General features: G+C 72.2%; 15 protein-coding genes. 12 read left to right on the top strand and 3 right to left on the bottom strand.

Going from position 1 to position 20,207, the window contains the following annotated elements; genetic code table 11:
• Nucleotides 1–31 precede the first annotated feature (31 nt).
• Nucleotides 32–625, bottom strand: coding sequence for a TetR/AcrR family transcriptional regulator (locus tag KO717_RS03180; RefSeq protein WP_301364322.1), 594 nt, complete (start codon nucleotides 623–625; stop codon nucleotides 32–34).
• 110 nt (nucleotides 626–735) lie between these two features.
• Between KO717_RS03180 and KO717_RS03185 the strand changes: the two genes are divergently transcribed.
• The gene (locus KO717_RS03185; RefSeq protein WP_301364323.1) at nucleotides 736–1,746 is read left to right on the top strand and encodes an NADP-dependent oxidoreductase; all 1,011 of its coding nucleotides are present in this window, start codon (nucleotides 736–738) and stop codon (nucleotides 1,744–1,746) included.
• A 21-nt stretch (nucleotides 1,747–1,767) separates the two neighbouring features.
• Here the strand turns inward: KO717_RS03185 and KO717_RS03190 are convergent, their stop codons facing one another.
• Nucleotides 1,768–2,979 (bottom strand): hypothetical protein, encoded by a 1,212-nt coding sequence (locus tag KO717_RS03190; RefSeq protein ID WP_301364324.1) that lies wholly within the window; start codon nucleotides 2,977–2,979, stop codon nucleotides 1,768–1,770.
• Between the two features lie 97 nt (nucleotides 2,980–3,076).
• Between KO717_RS03190 and recQ the strand changes: the two genes are divergently transcribed.
• The 5 genes from recQ (at nucleotide 3,077) to KO717_RS03215 (ending at nucleotide 11,986) form a co-directional block, all read left to right on the top strand.
• Nucleotides 3,077–5,119 (top strand): DNA helicase RecQ, encoded by a 2,043-nt coding sequence (recQ, locus tag KO717_RS03195; RefSeq protein ID WP_301364325.1) that lies wholly within the window; start codon nucleotides 3,077–3,079, stop codon nucleotides 5,117–5,119.
• 484 nt (nucleotides 5,120–5,603) lie between these two features.
• Complete coding sequence (locus KO717_RS03200; RefSeq protein ID WP_301364327.1) at nucleotides 5,604–5,843, top strand: hypothetical protein; 240 nt, start codon at nucleotides 5,604–5,606, stop codon at nucleotides 5,841–5,843.
• 149 nt (nucleotides 5,844–5,992) lie between these two features.
• Complete coding sequence (locus KO717_RS03205; protein ID WP_301364328.1) at nucleotides 5,993–6,799, top strand: HlyD family efflux transporter periplasmic adaptor subunit; 807 nt, start codon at nucleotides 5,993–5,995, stop codon at nucleotides 6,797–6,799.
• A complete protein-coding gene (locus tag KO717_RS03210) occupies nucleotides 6,796–9,072 on the top strand; it encodes an NHLP family bacteriocin export ABC transporter peptidase/permease/ATPase subunit (RefSeq protein ID WP_301364329.1) in 2,277 nt (758 codons plus the stop codon). The genes KO717_RS03205 and KO717_RS03210 overlap by 4 nt, the downstream gene beginning before the upstream one ends.
• Nucleotides 9,073–9,076: 4 nt before the next feature.
• Complete coding sequence (locus KO717_RS03215) at nucleotides 9,077–11,986, top strand: NHLP bacteriocin export ABC transporter permease/ATPase subunit (RefSeq protein ID WP_301364330.1); 2,910 nt, start codon at nucleotides 9,077–9,079, stop codon at nucleotides 11,984–11,986.
• 8 nt (nucleotides 11,987–11,994) lie between these two features.
• Here the strand turns inward: KO717_RS03215 and KO717_RS03220 are convergent, their stop codons facing one another.
• A complete protein-coding gene (locus tag KO717_RS03220; RefSeq protein WP_301364331.1) occupies nucleotides 11,995–12,735 on the bottom strand; it encodes a hypothetical protein in 741 nt (246 codons plus the stop codon).
• A 215-nt stretch (nucleotides 12,736–12,950) separates the two neighbouring features.
• Between KO717_RS03220 and KO717_RS03225 the strand changes: the two genes are divergently transcribed.
• The 6 genes from KO717_RS03225 (at nucleotide 12,951) to KO717_RS03250 (ending at nucleotide 20,196) form a co-directional block, all read left to right on the top strand.
• On the top strand, nucleotides 12,951–13,790 hold the full coding sequence (locus KO717_RS03225) for a M15 family metallopeptidase (protein ID WP_301364332.1): 840 nt from the start codon (nucleotides 12,951–12,953) through the stop codon (nucleotides 13,788–13,790).
• Between the two features lie 165 nt (nucleotides 13,791–13,955).
• Nucleotides 13,956–14,870: a cyclase family protein gene (locus KO717_RS03230; protein WP_301374353.1), complete on the top strand. Its 915-nt coding sequence runs from the start codon at nucleotides 13,956–13,958 to the stop codon at nucleotides 14,868–14,870.
• A 133-nt stretch (nucleotides 14,871–15,003) separates the two neighbouring features.
• Nucleotides 15,004–16,584, top strand: coding sequence for a GMC oxidoreductase (locus KO717_RS03235; protein ID WP_301364333.1), 1,581 nt, complete (start codon nucleotides 15,004–15,006; stop codon nucleotides 16,582–16,584).
• A gap of 251 nt (nucleotides 16,585–16,835) precedes the next feature.
• On the top strand, nucleotides 16,836–17,630 hold the full coding sequence (locus tag KO717_RS03240) for an SDR family oxidoreductase (protein ID WP_390798184.1): 795 nt from the start codon (nucleotides 16,836–16,838) through the stop codon (nucleotides 17,628–17,630).
• Between the two features lie 32 nt (nucleotides 17,631–17,662).
• Nucleotides 17,663–19,153 carry a cytochrome ubiquinol oxidase subunit I gene (locus KO717_RS03245; RefSeq protein ID WP_301364335.1) on the top strand — a complete coding sequence of 497 codons (1,491 nt, stop codon included), beginning with the start codon at nucleotides 17,663–17,665 and terminating at the stop codon, nucleotides 19,151–19,153.
• Complete coding sequence (locus KO717_RS03250) at nucleotides 19,150–20,196, top strand: cytochrome d ubiquinol oxidase subunit II (protein ID WP_301364336.1); 1,047 nt, start codon at nucleotides 19,150–19,152, stop codon at nucleotides 20,194–20,196. Before KO717_RS03245 ends, KO717_RS03250 begins: the two co-directional genes overlap by 4 nt.
• Nucleotides 20,197–20,207: the final 11 nt, after the last annotated feature.

Consider the following 20,207-nt stretch of genomic DNA (forward strand, 5'->3'; position numbering starts at 1 on the left):
GGCCAGGTTCGCCGGTCCGCGCGCGACGCTTTCAACCACGGGCTCGAGGACGGCCCTCCCCCACGGCATCGCCGCTCGCCGTGCCGGTCAGGACGGCGCCTGCGACGACGCCGAAGAGGTGTTCGGCGCGCGGAGCGAGCGAGGGCTGATCACCGAGCCAGGCGAGCGCGGCCACGAGCGCGAACAGGTCGGCGCCGTCCATGTCCCTCCGTGCCGCGCCCGCGTCCTGCGCGCGGGTGAGGAGCCGGGCGCCGGCGGCGCGCAGGGTGACGCACGATGCGTGGAGTGCGGACTCGGTGTCCTCGAGGGCGGCTGCCATCAGCGCGACCGCGCCCCGGTACGCCGTCGTCCACGCAACGTAGTCGCTCAGCCACGAGGCGAGAGCGTCGCCGGGCGAGCTGGACGCCTCCAGGGTGTCCGCCTTGGCGGTCAGCTCGTCGAAGCTCGTGCGGAGCAGGGCATCGAGCAGCGCCTCGCGCGTCGGGAAGTGACGCAGCAGCGTCGCCAGTCCGACGTCGGCCCTGCGCGCGATGTCGCGCATCGACACGTCGACACCCTGCTCGGTGATGGCGGTGCCCGCCGCTGCGAGCAGCTGGTCGCGATTCTTCCTGGCGTCGGCGCGCATCTGTCCCTCTTGACTAAACGGATCAGTGGTCCATATATTCGGATCAGTGGTCCGTTTATGTGGATCACTGATCCGGTAAGCCTATCCCGCAGCGCGGGCTGGAGGAAACGATGTCGGCAGACACGATGAGGGCGATCCGGCTCCATGAGCACGGCGGCCCTGAGGTCCTGCGCCACGAAGAGGTGCCCCTCCCCGAGGTGGGGCCGGGTGAGGTGCTCGTTCGTGTGCACGCTGTCGGCGTCAACCCCCCGGACTGGTACCTGCGGGAGGGGATGTCCAACCTGCCTCCTGAGATGAGACCGAAGTTCAGCCTGCCCGTGATTCCGGGTACGGACCTGTCAGGCGTCGTCGAGGACGTCGCCGCGGATGTGGACGGCTTCTCCGTCGGTGACGAGGTCTTCGGCCTCCTTCGCTTCCCGGGCTTCGAGGGCAGCACCTATGCCGAGTACGTCGCCGCGCCCGCCTCGGACCTCGCACTCAAGCCGGCCGGCATCGATCACGTGCACGCTGCCGGAGCACCGATGGCCGGGCTCACCGCGTGGCAGTTCCTGATCGAGCTCGGACACGATCACCCCTCACCGTTCCAGGCGGCGCAGCATCGCCCGGTGCCGCTCGACACCACCAAGACGGTGCTCATCAACGGCGCCGCGGGCGGCGTGGGGCACTTCGCCCTGCAGCTGGCCAAGTGGCAGGGGGCGTTTGTCATCGCGGTGGCGTCGGGCACGCACGAAACGTTCCTGCGTGAGCTCGGCGCCGACGAGTTCATCGACTACACCAAGAGCCGTCCCGAGGAACTCGTGGACGGCGTCGACCTCGTTGTCGACGCCGTCGGCGGCCCCCACAGCAAGCGCTTCCTGCGCACGCTCAAGCGCGGCGGCTCCCAGTTCCCCGTGTTCTTCGGCGAATTCGACGAGGAAGAGACCGCGAAGCTGGGCGTCACGGTCACGGGCACCCAGGTCCGCTCGGACGCCGCGCAGCTCGCCGATCTGGGGCGCCTGCTCGACACGGGCACGGTCCGCGTCGCGATCGACAGCACGTTCCCTCTCGCGGAGGCCCGGGCCGCGCACGAACGCGCCGCCCAAGGGCACATCCAAGGCAAGATCGTGCTCACGGTCGCCTAGCGACGAGTCACAAGGGTGCGGCTAGTCCTGCCAGTAGAAGAGCAGGGTGTCGACCTTCAACGGGTCGCGGCTGCCGAAGTAGTACACGCAGAGGCCGGTGACCTCGGTCGAGGCGACGGCGCGGTCGATCCAGCGGAACCCGGCGGATTCGAGGGCTCGGCGCACGTCCGGATCGTCGTCGTCGCCGGTGGCGAACCGGCCGAGCGTGCTGATGAACACCGTGCCGTCGCCGGTGCCGTGGTGGATCACGTGGTACGTGCCGTCCCCCGTGCCGTTGTCCTCTCCGCAGGAGACGGGGGGCTTCGGCGCGAGGCCCGCGGCGGTGAGGGCTGCCATGGCACGCAGCAGTGGCTCGGCCGGGTCGTAGGCCGGCGCCTCCGTGCACACGGCCTCGATCCGCCACCGCGGATCGCTCCGCTCCTCGGCCCACTGCCCGTACTCGTGGACGATCACCGCGCGCAGTTCCTCGTCCAGGCCGGCCACCTCGACGCGGGGCCGCCCCAGCTCCCCGTACAGTCTCCGGGTCTCGGCGGCGTCGTCGGTCAGCCGGTGCAGCGCGTACACGGCCCACAGCTTCGCCTCCTCGGTCGGCGCCCCGGCCAGGTAGCCGCGGAGCCGTTCGGGGTCGGTCAGGAACTCCTGGGCGCGGTACGCGACCGCCCGGTCGGGGTCGGCGAGCGCATCGGTGACGTCCTGGCCGGCGTGGTGGCGCAGGCGGATGCCGGTGGAGCGGTCCTCGGGCCGGGCCCCGTCGAGTTCGGCCAGGACCGCCTCGAACCCGTACCGTGCGGCCAGTGCGTCCAGCCCGGCCTCGCCGGTCTCCCGCCGGTCACGCCACGGACTGAAGGCGACTGCCGCCAGGGCGCCCGCCGCCGTGAGGTCGCCGAGCGCGCCGCGGGCCCCCAGGACCGCTTCGGCCATGCCGTACGCGCCGTCCTGCTGCCGGTCCTCGTGCCGCAGCCAGGGCAGCAGCTCGGTGCGGTCCGCGAGCAGGCCCAGCAGCGCGATGCGTACATGGCTCACCTCACGGGTGTCCTGGACACAGGCGATCAACCGGGCCACGCGCCGCTCCGGCACCCGTCCGGCCAGTGCCTCCGCGCAGGCCTGGCGGCGCCACCACGGCTGGGCCGTGTCGGCCGCGCACCTCGCGAGGGCGTCCGCGTCGAACGCGCGCAGGCCCGCGGTGTCGGTCCGCCCGGCTTCCGGACTCAGCATCTTGATCGTCTTCGCCATCCCGGGAGGTTACTCGGCGTCGCCGGGCGGGGCCCTCCCCTTTTCCGGGTCCGGGCGGGCGGGATCCGGTGTCGGTGGGTGTCGATAGGCTTCATGGATGGCACTCCCCGACGCTTCCCCCGACACCTCCGAGACCTCGGAGACCTCCGACGCTCTGCAGGTACTGCACCGTGTGTTCGGCTACAGCTCCTTCCGCGGTGAGCAGCAGGAGATCATCGAGCAGGTCGTCGGCGGCGGCGACGCCCTCGTACTGATGCCGACCGGCGGCGGCAAGTCGCTCTGCTACCAGATCCCGGCGCTGGTCAGAGAAGGCACGGGCATCGTCATCTCGCCGCTCATCGCGCTGATGCAGGACCAGGTGAACGCGCTGACCGCCCTCGGGGTGCGGGCCGGATTCCTCAACTCGACGCAGGACCCGTACGAGCGGCAGGCCGTCGAGCAGGCGTTCCTCGGCGGCGAGCTGGACCTTCTCTACCTGGCCCCCGAGCGTCTGCGCACCGAGAGCACCCAGCGGCTGCTCGACCGGGGGACGGTTTCGCTCTTCGCGATCGACGAGGCGCACTGCGTCGCCCAGTGGGGTCACGACTTCCGGCCCGACTACCTCGCGCTGTCGATGCTGCACGAGCGCTGGCCGAAGGTGCCCCGGATCGCGCTGACCGCGACGGCCACCGAGGCCACCCACGCCGAGATCGTGGCGCGGCTCGGCCTGGAGGAGGCCCGGCACTTCGTCGCCAGCTTCGACCGGCCGAACATCCAGTACCGGATCGCTCCGAAGAACAACCCGCTCAAGCAGGTGCTGGAGCTGATCCGCACCGAGCACGCCGGTGACGCCGGAGTCGTGTACTGCCTCTCGCGGGCCTCCGTGGAGAAGACCGCGGCCTTCCTGGTGGAGCAGGGCATCGACGCCGTGGCGTACCACGCCGGCATGGACGCCCGGACGCGCGCGGCGAACCAGGCGCGGTTCCTGCGGGAGGACGGGGTCGTGGTGGTGGCCACGATCGCCTTCGGCATGGGCATCGACAAGCCGGACGTGCGCTTCGTGGCGCACCTCGACCTTCCGAAGTCGGTCGAGGGCTACTACCAGGAGACCGGCAGGGCGGGCCGCGACGGCGAGCCGGCCACGGCCTGGCTGGCGTACGGCCTGCAGGACGTGGTCCAGCAGCGCAAGCTCATCGACGGTTCCGACGGCGACGAGACGCACCGCCGCTCCCTGGGCATGCACCTGGACGCCATGCTGGCGCTGTGCGAGACGGTCGACTGCCGCCGGGTGCGGCTGCTGGAGTACTTCGGCCAGTCGGGGACGCCGTGCGGCAACTGCGACACGTGTCTGACGCCGGCCGAGTCCTGGGACGCGACGGTCGCCTCGCAGAAGCTGCTGTCGACCGTGTGGCGGCTGGCGAACGAACGGCGGCAGAAGTTCGGCGCCGGCCAGATCATCGACATCCTCCAGGGCAAGAAGACGGCCAAGGTCATCCAGTTCGACCACGACGCGCTCTCGGTGTTCGGCGTCGGGGCGGACCTGGGCACCGCGGAGTGGCGGGGGGTCGTGCGCCAGCTGCTGGCGCAGCGGCTGCTGGCGGTGGAGGGCGAGTACGGGACGCTGGTGCTGACGGACGACAGCGGCGAGGTGCTGGGCGGACGCCGCAGCGTCCCGATGCGGAAGGAGAAGGCGCCCGCCGGACCCGCCCGCAAGGAGTCCGGTTCGCGCTCGGGGAAGGGTGCCCGGGTGCCGGTCGACCTGCCGGCCGCGGCGGAGCCCGTCTTCCTGGCCCTGCGCGCCTGGCGGGCCGAGACGGCGCGGGAGCAGGGCGTACCGGCGTACGTCGTCTTCCACGACGCGACGCTGCGGGAGATCGCGACCCGGCTGCCCGCCACGACGGAGGAGCTGGGCACCATCGGCGGCGTCGGCGAGGCGAAGCTCGCCAAGTACGCCGAGGGCGTCCTCGACACCCTGGCGGAGTGCGGCGCTGCGGCTTCGGCCCCCGCGTCCGCGCCGCCGGCCGGGTCCACCGGGTCCGCCGCCCCGGCTCACCCGGAGGCACCGCCCGCGGCACGGTCCGCGGCGGAGGCGCCGGACGACGACGAGCCTCCGTTCGACCTGGACGAGATGGCTCCGCCGCCCTGGGACGACTGGCAGTAGCGGTTCCAGCCGCACGGGTGCCGGGCCGCGGCACCCTGCACCCATGGGCGCGCATCCTGCGCCCATGGGCGGCCGACGGCCGGCGACCGGCGACCGGGTGTGAGCGGCCGGTCACCCGGCGCACCCTCAGGAAACCTGCACATGGCGTCCGCGATCTCGACAGCGCACCTCCCCCGCAGGGCGATTTGTCACGATACATCCCGCCCCTTCGGTGGTGATTCATCCCGTTCGGTTCCATGCCGGCAGTTCACCGTCTCTTTCTGTTACTCGTTCATGTGAAGAAGTCGCCACCATTCGGTGAATCAAGCTGCACGTCGGTCGGCAGAGGTGAGCGTCAGCCTGTGACGGGAAGTCAGCGGGATTGGGTGGAGGGCGCGTTCGCGTGCTTTCATCTTGCGCATCGCAGCAGTCAGGAACGGCGGCCGAGTTTCGTTCCGCCGACCGCTCGGCGATGAATTCCTCCCCCCAATGAAAGGTGCGCGCCATGCGTAACGACCTGGAGACCCGCGAGATCGACGACACCGAGCTGGACGCCGTGTCCGGCGGCATCATCAGCGTGTCCGGCGGCCTGGCCGGCGCCGTGACCAGCGATGTCACCAATGTCGTGGGCGTCGTGGGCTCCCTCCACACCGTCCAGGCCGCGACGGGCATCGTGTCCCACGTCCCCGGTCTCGTCACGGGCATCACCGGTGTTTCGGTGAACTCCGGTCGCGCCGGTCTCTGATCGGAAACACCCGTGAACCCCGGATCATCCCCCACGGCTCCGGGGTTCACGGCCGCCCGCATGTCCCCCCGTATGTCCCCCCGCGTGTCCCTCCGCGTGTCCCTCCGTATGTCCGCTCGACGATACGAATGCAGCCGAAGGAACAGTTCGTGCAGTTTCGCCAAAAGGCTCTTTCCAAGCTGCAATCGCCCGAGGAATTGGACCTGCCCGTTCGCTTGGCCCGCCCCCAGGGTCGACTGGTCCTGGCCGTCACGGTCGCCGTCATGGCGGCCTCGGCCTACTGGGCCTTCACCGGCACCGTGTCGTCCAGGCTGAGCGCACCGGGCATCCTCACCCGGGCCGAGGGCAGTTACGTCTTGCAGACGCCGGTCGCGGGACAGGTGACCGGGGTCCTCGCCGAGGAGGGCCAGCTGCTGGCCGCCGGTGCGCCCCTGCTCAACGTCCGTACGGAGCAGGGGGAACGGCCCGTGCGCGTGGTGACCGGCGGCCGCCTGACGACCCTGGTGGCCAAGGTGGGTTCGGTCATCGCCACCGGTGCGGACGTGGCCACCGTGGAACGTGCGACGGATCCGCAGGACCCGCTGGTGGCCGTGCTGTACGTGCCGGGCGGCAGCGGTTCGGCGATCACCGTGGGCGCCCCGGTCGACCTGAGCGTCCAGTCCGTCCCGCAGCAGCGGTTCGGCATGCTGCGCGGGCGCGTCACGGCGGTCGGCCGCGCGCCGCAGACGCGGGCGCAGCTCGGCGGCTTCCTCGGCGACAGCGCTCTCGCCGAACAGTTCTCCCGCCACGGCAGCCCGGTGGCCGTGGTCGTACGGCTCGAACGCTCCTCCTCCACCCCGTCCGGCTACCGGTGGTCCTCCGCGGACGGGCCCCCGTACGCCGTCGATTCGAGGACCCCGGTCACCGGAGCCGTCCACCTCGCCGCGCAGCGCCCGGTCGACTGGCTGCTGCCGTGACCGCGCCGCACCTGCCGCCCGCCGGGCGCCGGCGTCACCGCCCCGAGCCGAAGGGCGGCTCCCGCCGCAGGCCCGCACCCCGGCCCACCCCCGCACCCGTACCCGTACCGCGGGGCAGGACGCCCCGCCCCGTACGCACGCCCACCGTGCTGCAGATGGAGGCGGTGGAGTGCGGCGCCGCCGCCCTGGCCATGGTGCTCGGCCACCACGGCCGCTTCGTCCCGCTCGAAGAACTGCGCATCGCGTGCGGTGTCTCCCGCGACGGTTCCCGCGCCAGCAGCCTCCTCAAGGCCGCCCGCGGGTACGGGCTGACGGCCAAGGGCATGCAGATGGACCTGGCCGCGCTCGCCGAAGTGAGCGCCCCGGCCGTCCTCTTCTGGGAGTTCAACCACTACGTCGTCTACGAGGGCACGGCCCGGCGGCGCGGCCGCACGGGTGTGTACGTCAACGACCCCGCCAAGGGGCGCCGGTTCGTCCCCATGGACGAGTTCGACACCAGCTTCACCGGGATCGTCCTCACCTTCGAGCCGGGCGACGGGTTCCGCCGCGGCGGCCGCGGCCCGGGTGTCCTGGGGGCCGTGCCGGCCCGTATGCGGGGTACCTCGGGCACCATGGCCGCCGCCGTGGTCGCCAGCCTCCTCCTGGTCGCCGTCGGCGCGGCGGTGCCGGCCCTCAGCCGTACGTACATCGACATGTTCCTCATCGGCGAACAGACGTCCCTGCTCGGTGTGCTGTTCGCCTCGATGGCCGTCGCCCTCGTCCTCACCGCGACCCTCACCGCGCTGCTGCAGGCCAACCTGCTGCGCGGGCGCATCATCTCCTCGACCCTGAGCAGTGCCCGCTTCTTCCGGCATCTGCTCAGGCTTCCCGTCACCTTCTACTCCCAGCGCAACCCGGCCGACCTGGTGCAGCGCCTGCAGTCGAACGACGCGGTCGCCGAGACCCTCGCCCGGGACCTGTCCGCCGCCGCCGTGGACGCCGTGGTGGTCGTGCTCTACGCGGTGCTGCTGTGGACGTACGATCCGCAGCTCACCCTCGTCGGCGTGGCCGTGGCGCTGCTCAACATGGTCGCCCTGCGGATCGCGATCCGGCTGAGGGCCACCGGTACCCGGAAGCTGCGCGCCGAGAGCGCCCGGCTGACCAACACCGCGTACAGCGGTCTGCAGCTCATCGAGACGATGAAGGCGACCGGCGGCGAGAACGGCTTCTTCCGGCGCTGGGCCGGACAGCACGCCGTCACCCTCGACGTGCAGCAGCGGCTCGGCGTGCCCGGCGCGTGGCTGGCGATCGTCGCGCCCACGCTCGCGGCGTTCAACAGTGCGCTGATCCTGACGATCGGCGGCCTGCGTGCGGTGGAGGGCCACCTCACCGTGGGCCTGCTCGTCGCCTTCCAGGCCCTGGTGACCAGCTTCACCGCGCCGATCTCCCGGCTGGGCGGCGTCGCCGGCCGGATCCAGGACTTCGCGGCCGACGTCGCCCGCCTGGGTGACGTCGAGAACTTTCCGGTCGACCGGGTCTACTCGCGGCGCGAGCCCGCTGCTTCCACCCGGCGTCTCAAGGGCCATGTGGAGCTGGACGGCATCACCTTCGGCTACAACCCGCTGGACGCCCCGCTGCTCAAGGACTTCTCGCTGACGGTCGGACCGGGGCAGCAGGTCGCGCTCGTCGGGGCCTCCGGCAGCGGCAAGTCCACCGTCTCCCGGCTGGTCTCCGGCCTCCACGCCCCCTGGGCCGGGGCCATCCGCATCGACGGGATGCGGCTGGAGGACATCCCGCGGGGCGCGCTGGCCGCTTCCGTCTCCTTCGTCGACCAGGACGTCTTCCTCTTCGAAGGCACCGTCCGCGACAACGTCACGCTGTGGGACCCCTCCATCGCGGACGAGGCCGTCGTCGCCGCCCTCCAGGACGCCGCCGTGCACGACGTGGTGGCCCGCCGCCCCGGTGGCATCCACAGCCGCGTCGAGCAGGACGGCCGCAACTTCTCGGGCGGCCAGCGCCAGCGCCTGGAGATCGCACGGGCGCTGGTGCGCCGCCCCAGCGTCATGGTGCTCGACGAAGTGACCAGCGCCCTGGACGCGGTGACCGAGCAGACCATCATCGACAACCTGCGCCGCCGTGGCTGTGCCTGTGTGGTCATCGCCCACCGGCTGAGCACGGTGCGCGACAGCGACGAGATCGTCGTGCTCGACCGGGGCACGGTCGTGGAACGCGGCCGCCACGAACACCTGGTGGGCGCGCAGGGCCCGTACGCCGAACTGGTCAGGGAGCACTGAGGTGATGTACGCGGACCATGTCACTGCCGCTGCCAATGCCGCTGCCAGCGCCGGTACGCCGGCCGGAGCTGCGGATCCGGTCGTCGCGGCCCTGGGCGCGCTGGGCTCGCCGGTGGACTGCACGGGCCTGCGCAGCCTGTCCCTGGAAGGTCCGCTCGTCCTGTGGCTGGTCGTCGAGGGCGAGCTGGACCTGTTCGCGGTGGACGCCGTGCAGGGCGGGCAGTGGCACTTCCTGGGCCGGCTGGAGCCGGGCACGCTGTTGCTCGGGCCGGCCGAGGGCCCCGGCCACACCCTGGTCGGCCGGCCCCTGCCCGGGTGCCGGCTGCGCCGCATCGGACTGCGGGAGCTGTACCGCGGGGAGTACGCGCCGTTCCCGCAGGAACTGCAGGACCTGCACGACCCGCAGTACGCCGGTGAGGGGCCGTACGGCGCCGCTGCCGCAGGAGGGCCGAGTCCGCTGGAGGACGCCTTCGCGCGCGGGATCGGCCGCGGTCTGCGCGTGCTCTACGAGGCACCGCTGGACGCCGCCGCCACCGGGCACGGCGGAGCCGACGACGACATCCTCTGGATGCGGATCGCCCCCGGCAGTGTGCGGTACGGCGCCGCGTACGAGACGGAGCCGGTCGGCACCCTGCTCGTCGACGCCGCGATGTGGCAGGGCATGGTCGACCAGCAGTACCGGCTGCTGTACGCCCTGGACGGCTGGATCGAACAGCTGGAACGCGCCCACGAGGACCGCACGGCCGCCGGGATCCGGGCGGGCCAGGCAGCCCGTACCCAGGCCGACCGGACGCTGCTGGCGTCCATCGTCCGCACCGGCGGCCGCGATCGCGGCCGCCACCGTGGCGCGGACGTCGACGCGACCTTCGCGGCGTGCCGCGTCGTCGCCGGCGCGGCCGGTATCGCCCTGTCCGCACCGGGCGGGGCAGGCACCGCGTCCGAGCAGCTGGATCCCGTCGAAGGCATCGCGCTCGCCTCGCGGATCCGCACCCGCGTGGTGGGTCTCGGCGGGCGCTGGTGGCGGGAGAACTGCGGCCCGTTGGTGGGCCGGCGCGAGAAGGACGGCACGCCGGTCGCCCTGCTGTGGCGGCGCGGTGGCTACGAGGCGGTCGATCCCTCCACCGGCAGGCGCGAGCGCGTGGGGAGAGCCAACCAGGCCGCCTTCGAACCGCGCGCCGTCATGCTGTACCGCCCCCTGCCCGAGGGGCGGGTGGGACTGCCCGCGCTGGTCCGCTTCACCCTGCGCGGCACCCTCCCCGAGCTGCGCAGCCTGATGCTGGGCGGACTGGTCGCGGTGGTGCTGGGGGCGCTGGTGCCGGTCGCCACCGGCCAGGTCCTCGGCCGGTACGTCCCGCAGGGCGAGACCGGCCTGATCGTGCAGACCGGGCTGGCGCTGGTTGCGACCGCCGTGGTCGCGGCCGTCTTCATGCTGCTGCAGAACACCTCCCTCCTGCGCATGGAGGGCCGTATCGAGGCCACGTTGCAGCCGGCCGTGTGGGACCGGCTGCTGCGGCTGCCGGCCACGTTCTTCGCGGGTCGCTCCACGGGCGAGCTGGCCGGCGCGGCGATGGGCATCAGCGCGATGCGCCGCGTGATGTCCGGCATCGGCCCGGTCTGCGTACAGGCGGGCGCGGTCGGCGTGGTGAGCTTCGTACTGCTGCTCGTCCACAGCGTGCCGCTGGCGATGGCGGCGCTCGGCATGCTGGCCGTCATCGCAGTGGTCTTCCTGGGCCTGGGGCTGTGGCAGCTGCGGTACGAGCGCCGGCTGAACACGCTCGGCCACCGGCTGGGCAACCAGGCCTTCCAGACCCTGCGGGGCCTGCCCAAGCTCCGCGTCGCCGCGGCCGAGAGCTTCGCGTACGCCGCCTGGGCAAAGGAGTTCGCCCGTACCCGCGACCTGCAGCAGCGCATCGGCCGGACCCAGAACGTCAGTACGGTCCTCGGCGCCGTATACCTGCCGCTGTGCACGCTGGTGATGTTCGTGCTGCTGGCCGGTCCGGCGCGCGGCGCCATGTCCGCGAGTGAGTTCCTCACCTTCAGCACCGCGCTGACGATGCTGCTGTCGTCGGTCACGCAGGTGACCGGGGCGCTCGTCTCGGCCGCCGCGGTCCTGCCGATGTTCGAGCAGATCAGACCGCTCCTGCGGGAGACTCCCGAGGTGGACCGCTCCAGTACCCGCCCGGGGGAGCTTACCGGTGCCGTCGAGGCCAGGAACCTGTCCTACCGTTACGCCGACGACGGCCCGCTCGTCCTCGACGACGTCAGCCTCCGGATCGGACCGGGCGAGTTCGTCGCGGTCGTCGGGGCCAGTGGCTGCGGCAAGTCGACCCTGCTGCGGCTGCTCATCGGCTTCGACAGGCCCGTCTCGGGCAGTGTGCTCTACGACGGTCAGGACCTGGCGGCGCTCGACCGGGCGGCCGTACGCCGTCAGTGCGGTGTCGTGCTGCAGCACGCCCAGCCCCTCACCGGCTCGATCCTCGACTGCATCCGCGGCACCGGGACGTTCTCGGCGGAGGAGGCGTGGGAGGCCGCCGCGATGGCGGGCCTGGCGGCGGACATCGAAGCCATGCCGATGGGCATGCACACCATCCTGTCCGACGGCGGCGGGACCGTCTCGGGCGGTCAGCGCCAGCGGCTGATGATCGCCCAGGCCCTCATCCGCAAGCCGCGCGTCCTGTTCCTCGACGAGGCCACGAGCGCGCTGGACAACGAGGCCCAGCGTGTGGTCACCGAATCCACCCGTGCCCTGCGGGCCACCCGCCTCGTGATCGCCCACCGGCTCTCCACGGTCATGGACGCCGACCGCGTGATCGTCATGGCCGACGGCCGGATCGTCCAGCAGGGCCCGCCCGCCGAACTGCTCGCCGACACGGCCGGCCTCTTCCACGGCCTGGTCCGCCGGCAGCTGCGCTGACCCACCCGCTACTGGAGCTCGGACAGGTCGACCGAGTCGGCCGGCGCCGGGGGCCGCGGCGTGACGGGTTTGTCGAAGTCGGAGAAGGAGGCGTCCACGCGCCGGCCGGACTCATCGGTGCCCCGCACCTGCAGGAGGTACGGCTCGTCCTCGGTGGAGACCTGGTACGTGCCCGTCCGGCCGTCGCGCTTGCTGGTGACCGTGATGGCGGGTTGGCCGTCGACCGTGGTCCGGGAACCCTTGACCAGTTGTTCGCTCGGCGGCTTCGAGGAGAACTCCTTCTTGAAGAAGTCCAGATCGCAGACCTGGGCGAAATCGCTCAGCATGGCGCTGTCCGTGGTGCCGTGCAGGTAGCGGCCGTTGATGAGCGCGATCGCGTCGTCGGCCGCGGGACCCGGCACCTGGGACCTGAGCAGGGCGTCGTCGAGTTTCATCCAGACGTCGTCGCCGCGTTTGACGATGTCGGCCTTGCCGGCGTTGCCGGGGGGTATGACGGTGCCCACGCAGTCGCCCTGCTCGTCGAACCGCAGGTCGAGCGTGGTGGTGCCCGCGGTGTCGGTCACCTTGCCCACCATGTGCATGGAGGTGACCTCGGACATGGCCTCGCGCGAGGCCCGTGCGATGGCCTGGGCGCTCTCGTCGGCGATGCCGTTGTCATCGGCGACGGCCGTGCCCCCGCCCGCGAAGACCAGCAGGCAGGCGGCTCCGGCGGTCGCGCGGCGGACCGCGACTGCCCTGGGTGCGGACATCGGGCATCACCTTCCTCGGACCGCATCCGGTACGGCGGAAGGGCATCACCGCTCCTCCGCCGGTCCTCCGGCGCAACCGGTCACCTGATCAGCGTAGGTCCGCCTCGCGGTGGACGCAGTTCGGGTGGTTCGGCCGGATCCGGACGGGACGGGCCCCGGCGTCGGGCAGCATGGTGCCCGATCACGTCCCCGCAGCACCGCCGACGGAGGGTTGGATGACCATTTCCACGTTAGGGGCGCCGATGAGGGCGCGCCTCGCCATGACCGTGACCGCCGCCGCCGCCGCCGCTCTCACGATGGCCGGGGCCGCCACCGCCGGGGCGAGCGCACCGCCGCCCGAGGCGAAGGCGCCGCGCGCATTCGTGGCCCTGGGCTCGGTCGACCCGACGATCCTGCAGGACATGCGGTACGTGCGTGCGCACAACTTCGTCGGCGAGCCGGTCGACGGCTACCGCCAGCCCGTCTGCATCCTGACCCGCCCGGCCGCCGAGGCCCTGCACCGGGCCCAGGTGCGCCTGCTGCGCCAGGGCTACTCGCTCAAGGTGTACGACTGCTACCGGCCGCAGCGGGCCGTCGACCACTTCGTACGGTGGGCCGAGGACCTCGGCGACGAGCGGCGGAAGGCGGAGTTCTATCCGCGTGTCGACAAGTCCCGGCTGTTCGAGGACGGCTACATCGCCAAGAAGTCGGGACACAGCCGGGGCAGCACCATGGACGTGACGCTGGTGCGGCTCCCGGCGCTGCCGGCGCCCCGGCCGCGGCCGGGGCAGGAATCGGTGCCCTGCTACGCGCCCCGGGCGGAGCGGTATCCGGACAACTCCGTGGACATGGGCACGGGTTTCGACTGCTTCGACACCCTGTCGCACACCGACGACCCGCGCGTCCAGGGGGCACAGCGCGCGAACCGGGACCTGCTGAGGTCGGCGCTGACGGCGGAGGGATTCGTCAACCTGCCCGAGGAGTGGTGGCACTTCACGCACAAGCCGGAGCTGTTCCCGGACACGTACTTCGACTTCCCCGTCGCGCACCGGTCGGTCGCCGGACACCGCTCCTGAGGATGCAGGGCGCCGCGGCCGGGCGGGCGCCGCGGGCGGGCGGCGCGGCCGCCGGGATGCACGGGACGCCGCGGCGGCGGACAGTGGAGGCGGGGCCTTCGGCAGACCGGGAGGACCCGCGTGACGGACGACGACCCGACACCCGACCGGGCGGTTTCGCCTTTCATGTCGGAGGCTGCCTTCCGCTCCCTCCACGCCGAGCTGGGCCGGCGGGCACCCGCAGGCCCGGAGCACCGGCGCGGCACCCTCGCCCACCTGACCCCGGAGCGCGTGGCCGCGGCAGCGGCCGGGGTGCGCCTCGGGCGCACCGTGTCGCTGGCCGCCCCCATCGAGACCCGGCCGGGGCCGGACGATCCGCAGCCCGCCGTCTACCGCCTGACGGCGCCGACCGCGCCGGAGACCGGAACCCCGGGGGTGCATTTCGCCCTGGACCGGTTCGCCATGAACGTGCACGGGGACGCCCACAGCCATCTCGACGCCCTGTGTCACGTCGTGTTCGACGGCGAGCTCCACGGTGGCCTCCCGGAGAGCCGTCTGGCGGCGGGCGGCGCGCGCGGGATCACCCTCGACCTGGTGCGCGACGGGATCGTCGGCCCCGGGGTCCTGCTGGACGTCCCGCGGCTGCGCGGGGTCTCCTGGCTGGAGCCCGGAGACTTCGTGACCCCCGGCGACCTGACGGCGGCCGAGGAGGTCCAGGGCGTCCGGATCGGGCCGGGCGATCTGCTGCTCGTACGGGTCGGACACCGCCGCCGGCGCCGGGAGACCGGCGCCTGGGACGCGGCGCACGCCCGGGCGGGCCTGCATCCGGCGTGCATGGGGCTGCTGGCCGAGCGGCAGGTCGCCGTCCTCGGCTCGGACGGCAACAACGACACGGCCCCGAGCCCGGTGCCCGGCGTCTCCTTCCCCGTGCACGTCCTGGCTCTGCACGCCCTGGGCATGCACCTGATGGATTACCTGGACCTGGACGAACTGGCCGACGCGTGCGCGGGGCTCGGGCGCTGGCGGTTCCTGTGCACGGTGGCACCGCTGCGGCTTCCGGGGGCCACCGGCTCCCCGGTCAACCCGATCGCGGTCCTGTGACCCCCGCCGCCGGTGTCCGGCTCCCCCGTCCCCGGGTGCCGCACCGGCGGGGGGCGTATACGTTCGAAGGGGGACCCTGCCGCGACAGACCCGCCGGGGGCTGCGGCACCGCAAGCCGAGGACGGTGATCCGGTTGAACGACGCTCCGCACTACGACGTCATCGTCATCGGAACGGGCGCGGGCGGCGGCACGCTCGCCCACCGGCTCGCCCCGTCCGGGAAGCGGGTGCTGATCCTCGAACGCGGTGGCTTCCTCCCCCGCGAACGCGACAACTGGGATTCCACGGCGGTGTTCGTCAAGGGGAAGTACCGCGCGCCCGAGTTCTGGTTCGACCGGCACGGCCGCGAGTTCCCTCCCGAGGTCAACTACTACGTGGGCGGCAACACCAAGTTCTACGGCGCGGCGCTGTTCCGGCTGCGCCCGGAGGACTTCGGGGAGCTGCGCCACCACGACGGGATCTCGCCCGCCTGGCCGGTCCGTTACGAGGACCTGGAGCCGTACTACACCCAGGCGGAGCACCTCTACCGGGTGCACGGCCGGCACGGCGAGGACCCCACGGAGGGTCCGGCGAGCGCCCAGTACGCCCACCCGCCGGTGGAACACGAGCCGCGGATCCAGCAGTTGAGCGACGACCTGGAGAAGCAGGGTCTGCACCCCTTCCACCTGCCCATCGGGGTCGACCTGGACCAGGACGCGACCGGCCGGGCGACCCCGTCCAGCGTCTGCATCCGCTGCAACCGGGTCGACGGCTTCCCGTGCCTGGTGCGCGGCAAGTCCGACGCCCAGGTGATCTGCGTGGAGCCTGCGCTGCAGCACCCGGGCGTCGAGCTGGTCACCCACGCGCACGTGCTGCGGCTGGAGACCGATCCGACGGGACGTACGGTCAGCTCGGTCGTCGCCCGCCTCGGCGGCGGTGAGGAGGCCCGGTTCTCCGCCGACCTCGTGGTCGTGGCCTGCGGCGCGGTCAACTCGGCGGCGCTGCTGCTCGCTTCGGCGAACGACCGGCATCCGCGGGGGCTGGCGAACGGTTCGGACGTGGTCGGGCGGTTCTACATGCGCCACAACAACCTGGCCCTGATGGCCGTCTCCCGGGAGCCGAACGACACGCAGTTCCAGAAGACCCTCGCCCTGCACGACTGGTACCTGGGCGCGGACGACTGGGACTACCCCCTCGGCGGGATCCAGATGCTCGGCAAATCGGACGCCGAGCAGATCCACGGTGAGGCCCCGCGCTGGGCCGGCGCCGTGACCCCGAACATGCCGTTCGAGGTCATGGCCCACCACGCGGTGGACTTCTGGCTGTGCGGGGAGGACCTGCCGCTGCCCGACAACCGCGTCACCCTGGACGGCGACGGCCGCATCCACCTCGCGCTCGACGAGTCCCACAACACGGCCGGGCTGGGGCGGCTGCGGCACAAGCTCCAGAGCATGCTGGGGCGGCTGGGCATGCACGAGCACCACCTGCTGGACCACAGCCTCTACCTGCACAAGGGCATGCCGATCGGTGCGACCGCGCACCAGGCCGGCACCGTACGGTTCGGCACCGACCCGGCGTCGTCGGCCCTGGACCTCAACTGCAAGGCGCACGAGCTGGACAACCTGTACGTGGTCGACACGAGCTTCTTCCCGAGCATCGGCGCGGTGAACCCGTCGCTGACGGCCATCGCGAACGCCCTGCGGGTCGGCGACCACCTCCTGGAACGGATGGGCTGACCCGAGCCGGGACACCGCGGCCGGGACACTGCCGCCGGGACACCGCTGCGGACACCGCCGACCGGGCGAAGATCCTGCACCGGGTGGCGCAACACGGATCGCGGCAGGCCGCCGCGCGCCGGATGCGGTGATTGGGTGACGCCGGACCCGCCGGGGTGCCGTCGCCCCGACGGCACGGGGCGGCGGTGCGAAGGAGGCAGTCCGTCGTGAGTTCCACCGAAGGCGTACCCCGGGGCGTGATCCCCGCGCACCTGCTCCGGGGCCAGAAGGCACTGGTGACGGGTGCGAACTCCGGGATCGGCAAGGCCACGGCGATCGGCATGGGCCGGGCCGGGGCGGACGTGGTCGTGAACTACGTGGCCGGACGGGAGGATGCCGAGAAGGTCGTCGCGGAGATCGCCTCGTTCGGCGTGCGCGCGGCGGCGTACGAGGCGGACGTGTCCGACGAGGGCCAGGTCGTGGCCATGATGGACCGCATGGTCGAGGAGTTCGGGACCATCGACATCCTCGTCGCCAACGCCGGCCTCCAGCGCGACTCCGCCTTCACCGAGATGACGCTCGCCCAGTGGCAGAAGGTCATCGACGTCAATCTGACGGGACAGTTCCTGTGCGCCCGCGAGGCGACGAAGGAGTTCCTGCGGCGCGGGGTCGTCCCGGAGGTCTCCAGCTCCGCAGGCAAGATCATCTGTATGAGCTCGGTGCACCAGATCATCCCCTGGGCCGGGCACGTGAACTACGCCTCCTCCAAGGGCGGCGTGCAGATGATGATGGAGACCCTGGCCCAGGAACTCGCCCCGCAGAAGATCCGCGTCAACGCGATCGCCCCCGGCGCGATCCGGACGCCCATCAACCGCAGTGCCTGGGACACCGAGCAGGCCGAGCAGGACCTGCTCAAGCTGATCCCGTACGGCCGGGTCGGCGACCCGGAGGACATCGCCCACGCGGCCGTCGGCCTCGCCTCCGACCTCATGGACTACGTCGTGGGCGCCACGCTCTACGTGGACGGCGGCATGACCCTCTTCCCGGGCTTCGCCACCGGCGGCTGACCTCCATCCGCTTCGGCCCCGGGGAGGGACGCATGCACACCACGCTCCACCTATTGGCGGAGGCACCTCCGCCGCAGATGCTGCCGGCCCGCTCGCTCATGGCCTTCACCCTGGCCTCGCACATCATCCTGGTGCCGATGGGCGTGGCGCTGCCGCTGATCACCCTGATCATGCACGGCTACGGGCTACGGCGCGGCGACGCGACCGCCCTGCTGCTGGCGCGCCGCTGGTCGGCGGTCATGGCGGTGCAGTTCGCCATCGGCGTCGTCACGGGCACCGTCCTGTCCTTCGAGTTCGGCCTGCTGTGGCCGGGGCTGATGGGCCGGTGGGGCGATGTGTTCGGGATCGGGTTCGGCGTCGAGGCATGGGCCTTCTTCCTGGAGGCCGTCCTCATCGCGATCTACCTCTACGGGTGGCGCCGGCTGCCCGCCCGTACCCACTTCCTCCTCGGACTGCCCCTGCCGGCGACGGCCCTGCTGGGCGCCTTCGGCATCCTGGCGGCCAACTCCTGGATGAACACCCCGCAGGGCTTCTCCCTCGACTCCGAGGGCAATCCCGTGGACGTGGACGTCCGCAAGGCGATCTTCACGCCGATGTTCGGGCCGCAGTACTGGCACTTCGTCGTGGCGATGCTGGTCACCGCCGGGTTCGTGGTGGCCGGTGTCTACGCCACCGGCTGGCTGCGCGGGCGCCGCGACCGCTACCACCGCCTCGGCTTCACCGTTCCGTTCACGGTCGCGGCCGTGTTCACCCCCGTCCAGTTCATGCTGGGCGACGCCATCGCCCGGGCGGTGTTCCAGAAGCAGCCGGTGAAGTTCGCGGCGATGGAGATCGTCTGGAACACCGACACGCACGTCCCGGAGTACCTCTTCGGCCGCCTTCACCCCGACGGGACCGTCACCGGCGGCATCAAGATCCCCCAACTCGACTCCATCCTGGCCGGCTTCAGCCCCGACACCGAGGTGCACGGACTGGCGACCGTACCGGCGGAGAACCGGCCCACCGTCGCCCAGGCCACCCTGATCCACTGGACCTTCGACATCATGGTGGGCATCGGCTCGGTGCTCCTGCTGCTGGTCGTCTGGTACGCGTTCGTCTGGTGGCGCCGCCGCCGGCTGCCCGCGTCGCCGTGGTTCTACCGCAGCGCCGCCTGCGCCGGTGTGGCGAGCGTCATCGCCGTGGAGTGCGGCTGGATCACCACCGAGGTGGGCCGCCAGCCGTGGATCGTCTACGAGAACATGCGGGTCGCCGAAGCGGTGACCGGGGCCCGCTCCGGGTCCTTGTGGACCATGTTCGCCGTGGTCGTCGTCGTGTACATCCTCATCTTCGGGTCCTTCCTGGCCGTGCTCCTGAAGATGCGCACCCGATGGCGCCAGGACGACGAACGAAGCCTTGAGGCGGGCACGATGGCGACACCGGAGACCGACACCCCGTACGGCCCCCGTGCCGCCGTCCCGGCCGGCGACGCCCCTGCTCCGGGCGAGGGCACCGGCGCGGCACCGACCGAGGAGGGCAGGCCGTGACCGCCGCCGGTGTGGTCGCCGCCGTCCTGCTCCTCGCGGTGGCCGCCTACACCTGCGCCGGCGGCACCGACTACGGGGCGGGCTTCTGGGACCTGACGGCGGGCGGCGCGGAGCGCGGCAGGCGCCCCCGTTGGCTGATCGACCACGCCATGGCCCCGGTCTGGGAGGTCAACAACGTCTGGCTGATCTTCGTCCTGGTCATCATGTGGACCGGGTTCCCGGTGTTCTTCCAGACCGTGTTCTCCTCGATGTGGCTGCCCCTGGCCCTCGCCGTCATCGGCATCGTGCTGCGCGGCGCCGGCTTCGCGCTGCGCAAGCCGACCCGCCGGATCGCCGGACGGCGGGTCTACGGCGCCGTGTTCGCGGTCTCCTCGCTCCTCACCCCGTTCTTCCTCGGTGCCGCCGCGGGAGGGATCGCCTCGGGGCGCGTGGGACCGGGCACCGAGCCGACGGCGCACGCCTGGTTCAACCCGACCTCCGTCTTCTTCGGCCTGCTGGCCGTCGTCGGCACGGCGCTGCTCGGGGCGGTGTTCCTGGCCGCGGACGCCGTCCGCTACGAAGCCCCCGACCTGCACTCCTACTTCCGGCGGCGGGCGCTGGCCGCCCTCGGCGCCTTCGCCGTGCTGGGGGCGGTCACGCTGGTCGTCGCGCACGGGGACGCCCCCCACCTGTGGCACGGCCTCTCGCACGGTGCCGGGCTCGTCCTCGTCGTCGTGTCCGTCCTGGCCACCCTCGTCACGGCGTGGCTGCTGCTGCGCACGTCCGGGGCGTGGTCCCGGCCGGCGGCCGTCGTCCTCATGGCCTCGGCCGTGCTCGCGTGGGGCGTGGCGCAGCGCCCGTACCTCATCCCCGGCCGGCTGACGGTGGCCGAGGCGGCGGGGGCGCCCAGCACCCTGCACTGGCTGATCATCGTGACCGTCGTCGCCGCGGTCCTGGTCTTCCCCGCCGTGGCCTTCCTGTACCGGCTCGACACCCGCGGCGCGCTGGAACCGCTCGGCGACGCGGACCTGCGGCGGGGCGGCGGCCCGGAACCCGAAGCCTGACGGAGCGGCTG

Source organism: Streptomyces xanthophaeus, assembly GCF_030440515.1.
In the GTDB taxonomy this organism is placed as follows: domain Bacteria; phylum Actinomycetota; class Actinomycetes; order Streptomycetales; family Streptomycetaceae; genus Streptomyces; species Streptomyces kutzneri.